The following is a 16,992-nucleotide window of genomic DNA, read 5'->3' as shown; positions in this document are numbered from 1 at the left end:
ACAGGCGGGGGTTCGCCGAAACCCGCCCACATGCCCATCAATTGCGGGCACTTGAGGTCTTCTTGGCCTTTTCATTCCCCTGGCATGAACCGTTCATCGCAAGAGTGGCCCCCATCGTGTGATCCATTCGCCGCGCCTTCCTCGCGCGGGGGTTCTACGCGGATCACCCACCGGACCACTACATGCGACGAACCGCATCGCAGGGGGCTATATGAGATCCAACCGTGCCAAGGCGCGCGCCGGGGTGAGCATGGCAGCGACACTGCCGCTGCTCGTCGGCGCACTGGCGCTCGGCATACCCGCGGCGCACGCTGCGGACAACCCCGGCCGGGAGGCACTCGCGGGCACCAAGCCCGCGTGGGCGACGGCCAAGGCGGACAAGGGCGCGACCTCGGACAGCGCCCAGGTCTCCGCCCGGGTCTACCTCGCCGGCCGCAACGCCACCGGCCTGGCCGCCTACGCGAAGGCGGTCTCCGACCCGAGCTCGCCGTTGTACGGCAAGTACCTGGGCGCCAAGCAGGCACAAGCGCGCTTCGGCGCGACGAAGGCCCAGGTTGCCGCGGTGACGTCGTGGCTGAAGGCGGCGGGCCTGAAGGTCACCGCCGTCACGCAGCACTACGTCGCCGTGACGGGTGACGTGGCCGCCGCCGAGAAGGCGTTCGGCACGCAGCTGCACAACTACACCAAGGGCTCGAAGACGTACCGTGCGCCGTCGAAGTCGGCCTCCGCGCCGGAGAGCCTGGGCGGTGCCGTCCTGACCGTCACCGGCCTGGACAACGCCCCGCACAAGGCGAGCCACAGCGACCAGCTGCCGCCGCCGGAGACCGTCTTCCGCAACGCCGGGCCGTTCTCCTCCTACTACGGGTCGAACACCGCGACGACGCTGCCGGACGCCTATGGCACGAAGATCCCGTACGCCGTCCAGGGCTATACGGGCAAGCAGCTGCGGGCCGCGTACGGCGCGGGCACCCGTACGGGCAAGGGGGTGCGGGTCGCCATCACCGACGCGTACGCCTCCCCGACCATCGGCTTCGACGCGGCCACCTACGCGAAGAAGCACGGCGACGCCGCGTACACCAGCGGTCAGCTGCGCCAGGTGCTGCCCAAGAACTACACGAAGACCCAGGAGTGCGGGGCCGCCGGCTGGTACGGCGAGGAGACGCTCGACGTCGAGGCCGTGCACGCGGTCGCCCCGGCCGCGAGCATCACCTATGTGGGTGCCGCCTCCTGCTACGACGACGATCTGCTCGACTCGCTGAACAAGATCGTCGACGGGCATCTGGCCGACATCGTCTCCAACTCGTGGGGCGACATCGAGGCCAACGAGACGCCGGACGTCGCGGCGGCCTACGACCAGGTCTTCCAGTTCGGCGCGGTCGAGGGCATCGGCTTCTACTTCTCCTCCGGCGACAACGGCGACGAGGTCGCCAACACCGGTACGAAGCAGGTCGACACCCCGGCCAACTCGTCCTGGGTGACGGCGGTCGGCGGTACCTCGCTGGCGGTCGGCAAGGGCGACAAGTACCAGTGGGAGACCGGCTGGGGCACCGAGAAGGCCGCCCTGTCGAGCGACGGCAAGAGCTGGGTGAACTTCCCCGGCGCCTTCACGTCGGGCGCGGGCGGCGGCACCAGCAGGACCGTGGCGGAGCCCTACTACCAGAAGGGCGTCGTCCCGGAGGCGCTGGCCACGGCCAACAACGCCACCGGCAACCGGGTCGTCCCGGACATCGCGGCGATCGCCGACCCCAACACCGGCTTCAAGGTCGGCCAGACGCAGACCCTGCCGGACGGCAAGACGCAGGCGTACGACGAGTACCGCATCGGCGGCACCTCGCTCGCCGCGCCGGTGATCGCCGCCGTCCAGGCACTGGCCCAGGAGGCCCGCGGCGGCAAGCCGATCGGCTTCGCCAACCCGGCCATCTACGCGAAGTACGGCTCGCAGGCGTACCACGACGTCACGGACAACCCCACGGGCTCCGGACTCGCCGTGGCGCGCGTCGACTTCGTGAACGGCTACGACGCCACGGGTGGCCTCGCCACCTCTGTCCGCAGCCTCGGCAAGGACAGCTCGCTGAGCGCCGTGAAGGGCTATGACGACGTGACCGGTGTGGGCTCGCCCGCTCCCGGCTACGTCGAGTCGTGGCGCCGCTGAGGCACCGCCGGCAACGGCACCTTGAAGGGGCGCGGGGTGAGTCCACCCCGCGCCCCTTCGCCGCGCGTGGGGTGGCACACACCCCGCACCACCCCATCGCGTCGCTCTGACGATTACACTGGGCCCGTGCCTCCGTTGAACTTCTGGTCGATCTATCAGCATGGCTTCGCACGTGTCGCCGCGTGCACGGGTCACACCGTCATCGCGGACCCGCACGCCAACGCCGAAGCGGTGCTACGTCACGCGCGCCGGTGCGCCGAGGAGGGGGTCGCCGTCGCCGTCTTCCCGGAGATGGTGCTGTGCGGCTACTCGATCGAGGACCTGCTGCTTCAGGACGCGCTGCTCGATCAGGTCGAGGAGGCGCTGAAGGAGGTGGTGGCCGGATCGGCTCAGCTGCTGCCGGTCCTGGTCGTCGGTGCCCCGCTGCGCCACCGTAACCGGGTCTACAACTGCGCGGTGGTCGTGCACCGCGGCCGCGTCCTCGGTGTCGTGCCCAAGTCGTACCCGCCGAACTACCGGGAGTTCTACGAGCGCCGGCAGATCGGTGACGGCGCCGACGAGCGCGGCGGGTCGATCCGCGTCGGCGGCGAGGCCGTGCCGTTCGGCGTGGATCTGCTGTTCGCGGCCGAGGACGTCCCCGGTCTGGTGCTGCACGCGGAGATCTGCGAGGACATGTGGGTGCCGGTGCCGCCCAGCGCGGAGGCGGCCCTCGCCGGTGCGACCCTCCTCGTCAATCTCTCAGGCAGCCCGATCACGGTCGGGCGGGCCGAAGACCGAAAGCTGCTGTGCCGCTCGGCGTCCTCCCGCTGCCTCGCGGCGTACGTCTACGCGGCGGCCGGACTGGGCGAGTCGACCACCGACCTGTCCTGGGACGGCCAGACCATGATCTACGAGAACGGCGTGCTGCTGGCCGAGACCGAGCGGTTCCCGCTCGGCGACAGTTACGCGGTGGCCGACGTGGACCTCGACCTGCTGCGGCAGGAGCGGCTGCGGATGGGCACGTTCGACGACAACCGCCGTACGCACAGCGCGCGGACCGGCGACTTCCGGACGGTCGGGTTCGAGCTCGATCCGCCGCTCACCGACCTGGGGTTGCGCCGCCGCCTGGAGCGCTTCCCGTTCGTGCCGGCCGACCCCGACCGCCTCGCCCTGGACTGCTACGAGGCGTACAACATCCAGGTCGTGGGCCTCCAACAGCGGCTCGCGGCGATCGGTGGCGCGAAGGTGGTCATCGGGGTTTCCGGCGGCCTCGACTCCACGCACGCGCTGATCGTCGCCGCACGCGCCATGGACCGCGCGGGCCGCCCGCGCAGCGACATCCTGGCCTTCACGCTGCCCGGCTTCGCCACCAGCGACCACACCAAGGACAACGCCCACAAGCTGATGAACTCGCTCGGCGTCACCGCTGCCGAGCTGGACATCACGCCCACCGCGCGGCTGATGCTGAAGGAGATGGGGCACCCGTTTGCCTCCGGCGAGCCGGTGTACGACGTCACCTTCGAGAACGTGCAGGCCGGGCTGCGCACCGACTACCTGTTCCGGCTGGCCAACCAGCGCGGCGGCATCGTGCTGGGCACCGGTGACCTGTCGGAGCTGGCGCTCGGCTGGTCCACGTACGGCGTGGGCGACCAGATGAGCCACTACAACGTCAACTCGGGCGTGCCGAAGACGCTGATCCAGCATCTGATCCGCTGGGTCATCAGCAGCGGACAGTTCGACGAGGAGACCGGCAAGACGCTCGCCGCGATCCTCGACACCGAGATCAGCCCGGAGCTCGTACCGGGTGAGGAGATGCAGTCCACCGAGTCGAAGATCGGCCCGTACGCGCTGCACGACTTCACGCTCTTCCACATCCTGCGGTACGGCTTCCGGCCGTCGAAGATCGCCTTCCTGGCCTGGCACGCCTGGCACGACCCGCAGACCGGCGCCTGGCCGCCGAACTTCCCGGAGGCCAAGCGGGTGGCGTACGACCTGCCGGAGATCCGGCACTGGCTCGAGGTCTTCTGCCGTCGCTTCTTCGCGTTCGCGCAGTTCAAGCGGTCGGCCATGCCGAACGGGCCGAAGGTCTCGGCCGGCGGTTCGCTCTCACCGCGCGGCGACTGGCGCGCACCGTCCGACAGCACGGCACGGGCCTGGCTGCGCGACCTCGCCCGCTTCGACCTCGAGAACATCGAGGACGCGGGACGGTGACCGGCCGGCGCGGGACCGCCTGAGCGACAGCTACGGCACCAACGACAAGGGGTGCCCGGTGGATACCGGGCACCCCTTGGCGTGGCGCGCGGAGCTCAGCGGTACAGCGCCTCCGACTCGTGCGGCAGATGCGAGGCGACCACCCGCTGCCGTCCGGCCCGCTGTGCGCCCCGGCGCCGGTCCACCGCAGCCGCCGTCGCGGCCACCGCGAGACCCAGCACCGCCAGCCCCGCCCCGGCCACCGCCGGAGACGTCACGCCGAAGCCCGCGGCCAGGGCCAGGCCGCCGATCCAGGCGCCGCCCGCGTTCGCCAGGTTGAAGGCCGCCTGGTTCGCCGAGGACGCGAGGGAGGGGGCCGCGGACGCCTTCTCCATGACCATCAGCTGGAGCGGGGAACCGGTGATGAACGCCGCCGTGCCCAGCAGCGTCACCGCCAGCGCCGCGCTCCACTCGGTTCCCATGAGCAGCGGGAACAGCGCCAGGACCGCGACCAGCGACGTCAGGCCGCCGAACAGCGTGCCCCGCAGCGAGTGGTCCGCGAGGCGGCCGCCCACCAGGTTGCCGATCGTCGCTCCCACGCCGAACAGAGCCAGCAGGAGCGTGACACTCGCGTCGGCGTACCCCGCCACGTCCGTCAGCATCGGCGTCACATAGCTGTACGCCGAGAACAGCGCGCCGAAGCCTGCCACCGTCGTGCCGAGCGCCAGCCACACCGGCAGGGAGCGCAGGGCCGCCAGTTCGCCCCTCAGGCCACCGGTCGGGGCATGGATGTGGTCCCGGGGGATCAGGAAGGACAGCGACGCTGTCGCCGCGACACCGATCGCGCTCACGCCCAGGAACGTCGCCCGCCACCCCAGGTGTTGGCCCATCAGCGTGGCCACCGGCACGCCCGCGATGTTGGCGACCGTCAGGCCCAGGAACATCAGCGACACCGAGCGGGCCTTGCGCTCGGGCGAGACCAGGTTCGTGGCGACCACCGCGCCGACGCCGAAGAACGCCCCGTGTGGCAGACCGCTCAGGAAACGAGCGGCCAGCAGCCAGTGCTGGTCGGGGGCGAGACCGGACAGCGCGTTGCCCACGACGAACAGCGCCATCAGGCCGATGAGCACCTTGCGGCGCGGCATACGGGCCGTGACCGCGGCGAGCAGCGGCGCGCCGATCACCACACCGAGCGCGTACGCCGAGACCAGGTGCCCGGCGGTGGGGATGGATATGTGCAGGTCGTCCGCGACGTTGGGCAGCAGGCCCATCATCACGAACTCGGTGGTACCGATGCCGAAGGCGCCCACGGCGAGGGCGAGCAGGGCCAGAGGCATGAAGGGCCTTTGCCTTTCAGGAGCGGGGTTCCGTCACATCATATGTTCACGTACGGAACAAAGCCTGCCAGGCCCAGTATTCCGGGAGGTTACGACGTGGTGACCTTGACACGCGCCGCGACCGGCAGATGGTCGCTCCCCGTCCGCGGCAGGGTCCACGAGCTCACCGGCTCGACGCCCCTGACCAGGATCTGGTCGATCCGCGCCATCGGGAACGACGCCGGCCAGCTGAACCCGAACCCGCTGCCCGCCGCGCCCTGGGTGGAGCGCATCTGCGAGGTGACGGCGTTGAGCGCCCGGTCGTTCATCGTGCCGTTGAGGTCGCCCAGCAGGATCACCTGGGTCAGCTTCTCGTCCGCGATGGCCTCACCGAGCGCGTCCGCGCTGGTGTCCCGCTGCCGCGCGGTGAACCCGGCCGCCAGCTTCACCCGCACCGAGGGCATATGGGCGACATAGACGGCGACCCGCCCCTCCGGGGTGCTCACGGTGGCCCGCATCGCCCGCGTCCAGCCCAGCTTGATGTCCACGGCCCTCACCCCGCTCAGCGGGTACTTGCTCCACAGCCCGACCGTGCCCTGCACCGAGTGGTACTTGTACGTCGACGCCAGCGCCTGCTCATACACCGGGACCGCGGACGCCTTCAGTTCCTCCAGTGCCAGCACGTCCGCGCCGGACGCGGCCACGTCGCGGGCGGTGGCGGACGGGTCGGGGTTGTCGGCGTTGACGTTGTGCGTGACGACGGTCAGATCGCCGCCACCGCCGGTCTTGTCGCCGAGCAGCCCGCCGAAGAGGTTCAGCCAGGCCACCAGGGGCACCAGCACGGCGATCAGCGCGGTCGCCGATTTCCGCACCAGCGCGAGGATCAGCAGCAGCGGGATGAACACCACCCCGAACCACGGCAGGAACGTCTCGGTGAGACTGCCGAGGTTGCCGATGCTGTTGGGGATCTGCGCGTGCACCAGCATCACCAGCGCGAGGACGACCGCGAGAGCGGCCGGCACGATCCCGCGGCGCCAGATACCGCGGTCGCCGCGCAGGACGTCGTACACGCGCCGGAGCCGGGATCCTCTGCGGTCCGGCCCTGTGCCGCCGCCGCCCGCCTCCGTCATGTACGCCTGCGCCATACCGTCGCCTCACAACTTGCCGTGCACACCGTCGTCCCCGCGGTTACGACCCTAGGGGATGATCGGCTCCGTTCCTGCCGCCCCATGACGGCCGTACGGGCACGAGGACGACGAAGGCGGCGTCCGGAGTTCCGGACGACGGCACGAGAAGGGCCTTCTGTGACGAAACGCGTACACAACGGCTAGCAACCGAGGGGCCGTAGACCCTCCAGGACCGTGTCGACGATCTGCTCGGCGAGGCCCTCCTTCAGCTGCGCGTCGGGGCGCAGCACGGAGCGCACGAGCATGGGGCCGACGAGGATGTCGTTCATCAGCTCGATGTCCACGTCCCTGCGCAGCTCGCCGTTCTCCTGCCCGCGGCGCAGGACTTCGATCCCGAGCCGGCGCCGGGGGGCGACGACGGTCGCGTGGTAGGCGGCCCAGATCTTGGGGCTGCTCTTCATCTGGGCGTGCACGTTGTGCAGGATCGCCGAGGAGCGGCTGGCCAGTCCGCGCTGCCGCAGCGACTCCAGGAGGACGACCAGGTCGTCCCGCATGGAGGTGCCGGGAAGTTCGGGGTCCACGGGCTCGGTGGCGCGCATGACGTCGACGAAGAGGTCCTCCTTGTTGCTCCACCGGCGGTAGATGGTGGCCTTGCCGACGCCGGCGGTGCGGGCGATGCGCTCTATGGACAGATCCGCGAGGGACACGCCGTCCTCGATGAGCTTCATCACCCCTTCGACGATGGCCCGTTCGACGGCCTCGCTGCGGGGACGTCCCCGCACGGGGGAGTCCTGCTGGGACCGGCTCTCCGCGAGGTTCACGTTCGACTCCGTCCTTGCTGCGCTCGGATGATTCTCCCCCGGGTTACGCATGAACGGGCACCCGGCCCTCCGAGTGCCCGGCCATGACGTGCCGTCAGTGCTCGGCCGTCACCAACTCCTGCTCTTCCTCGCCCTTCTGTTCCGCGGGCGCCTTCCCGGGCAGGAACAGTGCGACGACGACCACGCCGATCACCGCCACGCCCGCGCCCCACAGCGCCGTGACGTGCATCGCGTGCAGGAACGCGTCGTTGGCCGGGGAGACCAGGGCCTTGCCGTTCGGGCCGAGCCTCGAGGCCACGCCGAGCGTCGCCTCGATCGACTCGCCCGCCGTGTGGCGCACGCCCGCCGGGAGGACGGACAGCTTGTCCTGGATGCCGTCGCGGTACGACGTCGACAGGACCGAGCCGAGGACCGCGATGCCGAGCGCACCGCCGACCTGGCGGAAGGTGTTGCTGAGCGCGGACGCCGACCCCGCCTTCTCACGGGGCAGCGCCTGCATGATGACGACGCTGGTCGGGGTCATGATGTGCGCCATTCCGGTGCCCATCAGGAAGAAGACGACCTCGAGGATCCAGATCGGCGTGTCCGCCTGCAGGGTGGCGAACGCGGCGAGCATCGCGGCGATGATCACCATGCCGGCGGTGGTGGTCGCCTTGTTGCCGAACCGGTCGACCAGGAGCCTGGCCCGCGGCGCGAAGATCATCTGCGCGGCGGCCAGCGGCAGCATCAGCAGGCCGGTCTGCAGCGGCGAGTAGCCCCGCACGCTCTGGGTGTAGAAGACGGAGAAGAAGGTCACGCCCATCAGTGCGAAGAAGACCAGCGCGATCGCGGCGATGGCGGCGGAGAAGACCTTGTTCTTGAAGTAGGTGACGTCGATGGACGGGTGGTCGCTGCGCTTCTCGAACACCACGAAGAGCACGAGGACGGCGAGACCCGCGGCGATGGTCGCAAGCGCCGTGAGGTCGGTGAAGTCGGCGAGCTGGCCGCCCTTGATGATGCCGTAGACGAGCAGGACCAGGCCGACGACCGACAGGACGACGCCGACGGGGTCGACACGGCCGGGGTTGGGGTCGCGGGAGTCGGGGACCAGCCAGATCATCAGGGCCAGGGCGAGGAGCACTATCGGCACGTTGATCAGGAAGACGGAGCCCCACCAGAAGTGGTCGAGGAGCACACCACCGGTGATCGGGCCTATGGCGATGGCGAGACCGACACCGCCGGCCCATATGCCTATGGCCTTGGGCTGCTCGTCGCGCTCGAAGACGTTCATGAGGACGGCGAGGGTGGCCGGCATCACGAAGGCCGCCCCGAGGCCCATGAGCGCGCGGAAGGCGATGAGCTGGGCGGGGGAACCGGACTCGGCGGCGAGTGCCGATCCGGCGCCGAACACCGCGAGACCGGCCAGCAGTGTCTTCTTGCGGCCCACACGGTCGCCCAGCAGGCCCGCGGTGAACAGCAGCCCCGCGAAGACGAGGGTGTAGGCGTTGATGGCCCACTCCAGCTCGCTCTGAGTGGCGCCCAGGCCGGTCGGCGCAGGAGTGGAGATCGTCTTGATGGCGACGTTCAGGATGGAGTTGTCGAGCACCACGATCAGCAGGCTGAGCATCAGCACGCCGAGGATGGCCCACCGGCGCCGGTGCACGGCCTCGGGCACCCGTCGCTCGACGGGGACAGCAGGGGTAGTCATGGGAGGAAGCCTAGGCAAGTTTCGATACGGAACCGTCTCGTATCGGAATCCTTTACGGAGACCTTAAGGAGAGACCTAGGTCACCGCCCGGATCGGCCTAGGTCCCGGGACGCAGGCCCCTCTTCCCCCGCACTAGCCGCGCTTGGCACGAAGTGCCACCATGGGGGTGGTCCGGGGACGCCGTCAGGGCGCCTCGAGATGACAGAAGGAGCCGTTGCGATGACGCAGCTTCCGGCTGCCCAGGGGCAGCCCGCTCAGGGTGCGCTCAAGCCCTCCGACAGCAGCAAGGCGCTGTACGGAGGCAAAAGCACCCGCCGCATCACCGTGCGCGACATCACCGCCGCCAAGGAACGCGGCGAGAAGTGGCCCATGCTCACCGCCTACGACGCGATGACCGCGTCCGTGTTCGACGAGGCCGGCATCCCGGTGATGCTCGTCGGCGACTCCGCGGGCAACTGCCACCTCGGGTACGAGACGACCGTACCCGTCACCCTCGACGAGATGACCATGCTCTCGGCCGCGGTCGTGCGGGGCACCCAGCGCGCCCTGATCGTCGGCGACCTGCCCTTCGGCTCGTACCAGGAGGGCCCGGTGCAGGCGCTGCGCTCGGCCACCCGCCTGGTGAAGGAGGCCGGGGTCGGCGCGGTGAAGCTCGAGGGCGGCGAGCGCTCGCACGGCCAGATCGAGCTCCTGGTGGAGTCCGGCATCCCGGTCATGGCGCACATCGGGCTGACCCCGCAGTCCGTGAACACGATGGGCTACCGGGTGCAGGGCCGCGGCGACGAGGCGGCGCACCAACTGCTGCGGGACGCCAAGGCCGTCCAGGACGCGGGCGCGTTCGCGGTCGTCCTGGAGCTGGTCCCGGCGGAGCTGGCCGCGGAGGTCACCCGTACCCTGCACATCCCGACGGTCGGCATCGGCGCGGGCCCGGACACGGACGCGCAGGTCCTGGTGTGGACCGACATGCTGGGGCTGACCGGTGGCCGGGTGCCGAAGTTCGTGAAGAAGTACGCGGACCTGCGTCAGGTGATGGGCGACGCGGCGAAGGCGTTCGCCGAGGACGTGGTGGGCGGAACGTTCCCGCTCGAGGAGCACTCGGTGCACTGAGTGCACCGCCGGGCCCGGTAGTCGACGTACTGCGGGCCGCGTCCGGCTGGTCACGCCCACGCGGCCAAGCCGCATGATGACCACTTCCCCGCGCCCCCCACGGGGCGCGCAGCAGCCCGCCGATCTTCCCCCGTCGGCGGGCTGCTGGCTGCTTGTCGGCAGTCCGTCGGCGGCTGTAGGCGGCCTGTCGGTGGTTTGTCGGTGGCGGCTGGCATCTTGGTCGGCATGACGCGAATCGACAACAACCCCAGCGACGCCGCCCCGGACGCGGCCGTCACCGTACGGGGGCTGGTCAAGCACTACGGCGAGACGAAGGCACTGGACGGCGTCGACCTCGACGTGCGCGAGGGCACCGTCCTCGGTGTCCTCGGGCCGAACGGCGCCGGCAAGACCACCCTGGTCCGCTGCCTGTCCACCCTCATCACCCCGGACGCCGGCCACGCCACGGTCGCGGGCTACGACGTGGTCCGGCAGCCGCGGCAGACGCGGCGCGTGATCGGCCTCACCGGCCAGTACGCATCGGTCGACGAGAAGCTCTCCGGGTACGAGAACCTGTACATGATCGGCAGGCTCCTCGACCTGCCCCGCAAGGAGGCCCGCGCCCGGGCCGACGGGCTCCTGGAGCGGTTCTCGCTCACGGAGGCCGCCAAGCGCCCGGCGTCCACGTACTCCGGGGGTATGCGACGCCGCCTGGACCTGGCCGCCTCGATGATCGGCCACCCGGCCGTCCTCTATCTCGACGAGCCGACCACCGGCCTCGACCCGCGCACCCGCAACGAGGTGTGGACCGAGGTCAAGCGGATGGTCGCGGAGGGCGCGACGGTGCTGCTCACCACCCAGTACATGGAGGAGGCCGAGCAGCTGGCGTCCGAGCTGACCGTCATCGACCGCGGCAAGGTCATCGCGGGCGGCCGCATCGACGAGCTGAAGGCGAAGGTCGGCGGCCGCACACTGCGCATCCGGCCGGCCGACCCGCGGGAGCTGCGCCCGACCGCCGCGGCGCTCGACGAGTTCGGCATCACCGGTCCCGGCAGCGCGACCGTGGACACCGAGACCGGCACCGTCCTGGTGCCGATCCTCAGCGACCAACAGCTGACCGCGGTGGTCGGCGCGGTCACCGCCCGCGGCATCACGCTCGCCGGCATCACCACCGAACTGCCCAGCCTGGACGAGGTGTTCCTGTCCCTCACCGGCCACAAGGCCAGTGCCCCGCAGGACGCGTCCCCCGCCCGTGAGGAGGTCGCCGTATGAGCGCCGCCACTGTGACCGCGCCCACCTCTGCCGCCTCCGAAGGCCGCATCGGACTGCGTGGCAATCTCCGCCACGTCGGCGCCCTGGTCCGCCGCAATCTGCTGTGGATCCGCCAGGACCCGGAGTCGATGTTCGACGCGGTCCTGATGCCGATCGTCTTCACCCTGCTGTTCGTGTTCGTCTTCGGCGGCGCGATCGCGGGCAAGGGCCACCAGGACGTGTACGTCAACTATGTGGTGCCCGGCCTGATGGCGATGATGGGCATGAACATCGCCATGGGCGTCGGCACCGGCTTCAACCAGGACTTCCAGACGGGTGTGATGGACCGCTTCCGGTCCCTGCCGATCGCCCGCTCCTCGGTCCTCATCGCCAAGATCACGGTCGAGATCGGCAGGATGCTGGTCGCCACGGCGATCCTGCTCGCCGTCGGGTTCGCACTGGGACTGTCCATCGGCAGTGTGCCGGGGCTGTTCGAGGCCATCGGCCTGTCGCTGGTCTTCGGCTCCTCCATCATGTGGATCTTCCTGACCATGGGCGTGGTGATGAAGAACGCCCAGGCCATCCAGGGAATGGGGTTCCTCGTGCTGATGCCCCTGCAGTTCGGATCGTCGATCTTCTCTCCGCCGTCCACCATGCCGGGCTGGCTCCAGGCCTTCACCGACTACAACCCGCTGTCGACGCTCGCGGACGCCGCCCGCGGTCTGATGAACGGCGGCCGGCCGATCGCCCACGACGTGATCACGACACTGATCTGGTCGGCCGCGATCACGGCGGTCATGGCCCCCGTCGCCATCCGCAAGTTCACCACCAAGAACTGACTCCGCGTCAGCACCCCGGTCCGCGTCAGACGAGGGCGACGGCCTCCTCCAGGGAGAGCCCGTCGCCCTCCGCGTACGCGGCCTCGTACACCGCGTCCCCCAGCTCGGCCCGGGCGCCCGCCTCCGCCATGATGCGTCCCTCGCGCTCCGCGGGGCCGCTGAAGTGACCGGGTGGCAGCAGACGGTCGGCGACGCCGAGGCACACGGCCGCGTCCCGGGCGCGGCGTCCGCCGTCCACGCCGGAGAGCGCGATCGCGGCGGTGGTCAGGTGCACGGAGGACATCTGCGGCGCGATCAGCCGGGTCATCGGGTCCGAGGCCCGCGCAAGCGCCTTGCGCATCTTGGCCAGCCCCTCCTCGTACCGCTGATCGACCACGTCCAGCCAGGCCTCCACGCCGAGCACCAGACCGTCGAAGACCGCGAAACCGACCGCCCCGAACTCCGCGCGCAGCAGCCGTACCTGCTCGCGCGCCTCGTCCACGCGATTCGTACGGCTGAGCCACATCGTCAGGAAGATCCGAGCCGCCGGCATGGCTTCGTTCATCGCGCCGTGGTCCTCTTCGAGTACCTGGCGCAGCAGCTGTTCGCCCCGCTCGGCCTCGCCCGCGTCGAGCAGGACGCTGCCGAGACGGGCGCCGAGCACGGCCATCTGGGAGCGGGCGCCGAGCTGTTCGGCGTACTCCCGCGCGGCCCCGTAGTCGGCGGCGGCGAGGAGGTACTCGCCGAGGCGCTCGCGGGCCTCGCCGCGGGCGGACAGGGCCTCGGCGACGCCCCAGGTGTCCCCGATCCGGCGGAAGGTCTCCAGCGCCTCCTCCGCGTCCCCGGTCGCCTCCCCCGACGAGTCGCTGCGGTTGGCCAGGATGTTGGCGCGCAGTTGCAGGGTCTGGGCCAGCTCCCAGGTGTAACCGAGCTCGCGGCAGGTGCGGACCGTCTCGTCCAGGGCGGCGCGCATGCGCTCCGGGTCCGCGGTGAACAGGACGGCGAAGAACCACAGGAAGCCGGGCACGCGGCAGGTCTGCGGCTGGCCGGGGCGGTAGGTCTCGGCGATGACCCGCAGCTTCTCCTTGGCCTGCGGCGTCTCCCACGCCTGGAAGTCCATGTCCATACAGGCGAGGTGGATGAGATGGGCGCCGCGCCGGGCCTCGTCGAGGAGTTCCGGGCGCATCGGCGGCGGGTTCTGCGTGCACTTCTCGGGGAGGTCCGGCACCGGTCGGGCGGGTGCCGTGAAGGGATCGGGGCCGAGGGACATGACGGCGGAGGACCAGGCGCGGGCCTCGGTCTTCAGGTCGCGCATCTGCCAGTACCAGCACAGCGAGAGCAGCAGGCAGAGCGCCTCCTGCTCGTCATGGGCGGCGACGGCGCGACGCAGGGCGCTGCGCAGGTTCTCGTACTCCACCTGGAGCCGTTCGATGGCGGCGCGCTGATCCGACGAGCGCAGCAACGGGTCGGTGGTGCGCGCGACTTCGCGGTAGTACGTGAGATGGGCGCGCTCGGCGTCGGTCCGCTCGCCGGACTCGTCGAGCCGTTCGCCCGCGTACTCGGCGACGGTCTCCAGGAGCCGGTAGCGCATCTCGCCGTCGCCCGAAGGGGCGGCCACCACCAGGGACTTGTCGACGAGCGAGCCGACCGCCTCCAGCGCGGCGGGCCCGCACACCGCCTCGGCCGCGGTGAGGTCGCAGCCGCCGGAGAAGACGGACAGCCGGCGCAGCACCGCGCGTTCGTCCGCGTCGAGGAGGTCCCAGGACCAGTCGACGACGGCCCGCAGGGTCTGCTGCCGGGGCAGCACGGTGCGGCTGCCGGAGGTCAGCAGCCGGAAGCGGTCGTCGAGCCGGTCCGCGATCTGGCGCGGCGACAGCATCCGCAGCCGGGCGGCGGCCAGCTCGATGGCGAGCGGCAGCCCGTCGAGGCGGCGGCAGATCTCGGCGGCGGCCTGGGGGTCGTCCTCGGTGCGGAAACCGGGCCGGGCGGCGGCCCCGCGGTCGGCGAGCAGCTTCAGCGCGTACGGCAGCGGCAGCGGCTCGACCGAACGCAGCAGCTCCCCCGGTACGCCGAGGGGCTCGCGGCTGGTGGCGAGGACCGTCAGCCCGGGGCAGTGCTGGAGGAGGTGCTCGACGAGCCGGGCGGCGGCGTCGACGACGTGCTCGCAGTTGTCGAGGATGAGGAGCATGCGGCGCCGCGCGCAGTGCTCGGCCAGCCGGACGAGGGGGTCGTCGTGCCGGTCGGCGACGGCACGCATCTCCTCGGCGCCGGCGCCCCGCAGCACGGTCTCGCGCGCTCCGACGGCCGTGAGCACGGCCTCGGGCACGGCCTCGGGGTCGTCGACCGGCGCCAGCTCGGCCATCCACACCCCGTCCCGCGCCGAGTCCGCCACGGCCTCGGCGGCCTCCTGCGACAGACGTGTCTTCCCGGCGCCGCCGGGCCCGAGCAGGGTCACGAGCCGGGCGGCGGCGAGATCGGCGCGCAGCGTGCCGATGTCGGCGTCCCGCCCGACGAAGGAGGTGAGGCGGGCCCGGAGGTTGCCGGGATGCGCGGGTGCGGCGGGGGTGCCACCGTCGGCGGGAGTGTGCGGGCGGGGCGGCGCGACTTCGGGACTCTGCAGCAACTCCCCGTGCAGTGCCCGCAGTTCCGGGCCCGGGTCGGAGCCCAGACGGTCCGCCAGCAGCTCTCGAACGTCTTCGTAGGCGGCCAGCGCCTCGGCCGGGCGGCCCGCGTCGCGCAGGGCGCGCAGGCGCAGCGCCTGGAGGGGCTCGTCCAGGGGGTGCAGGTCGCACAGGGCGGTGAGCTCGGGCAGGTGCTGCTCGCCGTGGCCGAGGGCGAGGGCGGCGGTCAGGCGGGCGCGGCGCACGTCGAGGCGGCGGGTCTCCCAGCGGGCGGCCTCGGCGGTGCGGTCCGGGAGGTCGGCGAGGGCGGGCCCGTGCCACAGGGCGAGGGCGTCGTCGAGGACGACCGCCGCCTTCGCGAAGCCGCCGTCGCCCAGTGCCCGCAGGCCCTCTCCGGCGAGCCGCTCGAAGCGGTGCAGGTCGACGTCGTCCGGTGCCGCGGCCAGCCGGTAGCCGCCGTCCGCCGACTCCACCGCGTCCGCGCCGAGCGTCCGGCGCAGCCGCCCGACCAGGGCCTGCAGGGCGCCGGTGGCGTCGGCGGGCGGGTCGCCGTCCCACACCTCGTCGACGAGGAGGCCGGCGGGAACGGTCCGGCCGGCCCGCAGGGCGAGCACGGTCAGCAGGGAACGCAGCCGCGCCCCGCCGACCGGGACGGAGGTGCCGTCGGGGCGGAGTGCCTGGGTGGTGCCGAGAATGCGGTAGCGCACGGGGTCCATTGTCTCCGTCGGCGTCAGTACGGGTCACGGGGTTCGGACGGTGCGCCGCGACAGCCCTGCCGGGCGGTGCGGCACCGGTTCCCCATCCGTCCACCCTCTCCGGAACCCGGTACCGTTCGCGAGACGTTTTCGCGTTGCGCCCGGTACGGTCGGGCAGTCCACCCAGCATGAGCCGATACCAGGGAGCCCCATGACCACCGCCGCCACCCGCCACAGCGACCGGCGGATCAGCCCTGTCTTCGTCGGGCTCATGGCCGTCACGGCGGTCACCGGCTGGGCCACCTGGAGCGGCTTCGCCGAGCAGCCCGGCGTGGCCGTGTTCCTGTTCGTGACGGCCGCGTGGATCGTGTCGCTGTGCCTGCACGAGTACGCGCACGCGCGCACCGCCCTGCACAGCGGCGACATCTCGGTCGGCGCGAAAGGTTATCTCACGCTCAACCCGCTGAAGTACACGCACGCGCTGCTCAGCATCGTCCTGCCGGTGATCTTCGTGATCATGGGCGGCATCGGTCTGCCGGGCGGCGCGGTGTTCATCGAGCGGGGCCGCATCCGGGGGCGCTGGCGGCACAGCCTGATCTCCGCGGCGGGCCCGCTGACGAACGTCCTGTTCGCGGCCGTGTGCACGGCCCCGTTCTGGCTGCACGCGCTGGACGGGCTACCCCGGGACTTCCGGTTCGCCCTCGCCTTCCTCGCGCTGCTGCAGGTGACGGCCGCCATCCTGAACTTCCTGCCGGTGCCCGGCCTGGACGGCTACGGCGTGATCGAGCCCTGGCTGTCCTACAACGTCAAGCGCCAGGTGGAGCCCTTCGCGCCCTTCGGCCTGCTCTTCGTGTTCGCGCTGCTGTGGGTCCCGTCGGTCAACAGCGCGTTCTTCGACGTGATCGACACGATCCTGCGCGGCCTGGGCATCGGCGACTTCGACCGTTACTGCGGCCAGGAGCTCTACCGCTTCTGGCAGGGCACCGACGAGTTCTGCCAGGTCAGCCAGTAAGCGACCGGCTCCGGTCGGCCTTGCCGCGCCGCAGGTAGTACCACGCCATGTTCGACGACAGCCCCGCGAGCAGCACCCAGACGATCCCGAGCCAGCTGCCCTCGACGAAGGAGACGACGGCCGCCGCGACGGCGAGGATGCACACGATGAGGGCGTAGACGGCGAGTCGCCGGGCCGGGTCGGGTGGGGGCAAGGAGGGCATGGAGGTCGGCTCCTGACGGACGGACGGCGTGGTCG

11 protein-coding genes and 1 pseudogene are annotated in these 16,992 nt (G+C 71.2%); 6 read left to right on the top strand and 6 right to left on the bottom strand.

Going from position 1 to position 16,992, the window contains the following annotated elements; genetic code table 11:
- Positions 1–211: 211 nt before the first annotated feature.
- Complete coding sequence (locus tag ACZ3TS_RS02240; RefSeq protein ID WP_467612835.1) at positions 212–2,152, top strand: S53 family peptidase; 1,941 nt, start codon at positions 212–214, stop codon at positions 2,150–2,152.
- A 126-nt stretch (positions 2,153–2,278) separates the two neighbouring features.
- Positions 2,279–4,342 (top strand): NAD(+) synthase, encoded by a 2,064-nt coding sequence (locus tag ACZ3TS_RS02235; protein ID WP_467612832.1) that lies wholly within the window; start codon positions 2,279–2,281, stop codon positions 4,340–4,342.
- Positions 4,343–4,437: 95 nt separating this feature from the next.
- Here the strand turns inward: ACZ3TS_RS02235 and ACZ3TS_RS02230 are convergent, their stop codons facing one another.
- The 4 genes and pseudogenes from ACZ3TS_RS02230 to ACZ3TS_RS02215 form a co-directional block, all read right to left on the bottom strand.
- Positions 4,438–5,658, bottom strand: coding sequence for an MFS transporter (locus ACZ3TS_RS02230; RefSeq protein ID WP_467612829.1), 1,221 nt, complete (start codon positions 5,656–5,658; stop codon positions 4,438–4,440).
- A gap of 89 nt (positions 5,659–5,747) precedes the next feature.
- Positions 5,748–6,723: pseudogene (locus ACZ3TS_RS02225) on the bottom strand (endonuclease/exonuclease/phosphatase family protein).
- Between the two features lie 241 nt (positions 6,724–6,964).
- The gene (locus ACZ3TS_RS02220; RefSeq protein ID WP_467612826.1) at positions 6,965–7,585 is read right to left on the bottom strand and encodes a TetR/AcrR family transcriptional regulator; all 621 of its coding nucleotides are present in this window, start codon (positions 7,583–7,585) and stop codon (positions 6,965–6,967) included.
- 94 nt (positions 7,586–7,679) lie between these two features.
- Positions 7,680–9,272 (bottom strand): MFS transporter, encoded by a 1,593-nt coding sequence (locus ACZ3TS_RS02215; protein ID WP_467612823.1) that lies wholly within the window; start codon positions 9,270–9,272, stop codon positions 7,680–7,682.
- Between the two features lie 219 nt (positions 9,273–9,491).
- On the opposite strand from ACZ3TS_RS02215, the gene panB reads away from it, so the two are divergent.
- The 3 genes from panB (at position 9,492) to ACZ3TS_RS02200 (ending at position 12,448) form a co-directional block, all read left to right on the top strand.
- Positions 9,492–10,379, top strand: coding sequence for a 3-methyl-2-oxobutanoate hydroxymethyltransferase (gene panB / locus ACZ3TS_RS02210; protein WP_467612820.1), 888 nt, complete (start codon positions 9,492–9,494; stop codon positions 10,377–10,379).
- A 225-nt stretch (positions 10,380–10,604) separates the two neighbouring features.
- Positions 10,605–11,630: an ATP-binding cassette domain-containing protein gene (locus ACZ3TS_RS02205; protein WP_467612818.1), complete on the top strand. Its 1,026-nt coding sequence runs from the start codon at positions 10,605–10,607 to the stop codon at positions 11,628–11,630.
- Positions 11,627–12,448: an ABC transporter permease gene (locus ACZ3TS_RS02200; protein WP_467612815.1), complete on the top strand. Its 822-nt coding sequence runs from the start codon at positions 11,627–11,629 to the stop codon at positions 12,446–12,448. Before ACZ3TS_RS02205 ends, ACZ3TS_RS02200 begins: the two co-directional genes overlap by 4 nt.
- Before the next feature lie 25 nt (positions 12,449–12,473).
- Here ACZ3TS_RS02200 and ACZ3TS_RS02195 read toward each other — a convergent pair whose 3' ends face one another.
- Positions 12,474–15,764: an AfsR/SARP family transcriptional regulator gene (locus ACZ3TS_RS02195; protein ID WP_467612812.1), complete on the bottom strand. Its 3,291-nt coding sequence runs from the start codon at positions 15,762–15,764 to the stop codon at positions 12,474–12,476.
- Positions 15,765–15,954: 190 nt separating this feature from the next.
- Between ACZ3TS_RS02195 and ACZ3TS_RS02190 the strand changes: the two genes are divergently transcribed.
- Positions 15,955–16,755, top strand: coding sequence for a site-2 protease family protein (locus ACZ3TS_RS02190; protein ID WP_467612809.1), 801 nt, complete (start codon positions 15,955–15,957; stop codon positions 16,753–16,755).
- Here ACZ3TS_RS02190 and ACZ3TS_RS02185 read toward each other — a convergent pair.
- Positions 16,745–16,957 (bottom strand): hypothetical protein, encoded by a 213-nt coding sequence (locus tag ACZ3TS_RS02185; RefSeq protein WP_467612806.1) that lies wholly within the window; start codon positions 16,955–16,957, stop codon positions 16,745–16,747. The genes ACZ3TS_RS02190 and ACZ3TS_RS02185 overlap by 11 nt on opposite strands.
- Positions 16,958–16,992 lie beyond the last annotated feature (35 nt).

It is taken from the genome of Streptomyces sp. NPDC022910, assembly GCF_055561075.1.
This window is presented reverse-complemented; position numbering and strand designations above follow the sequence as displayed.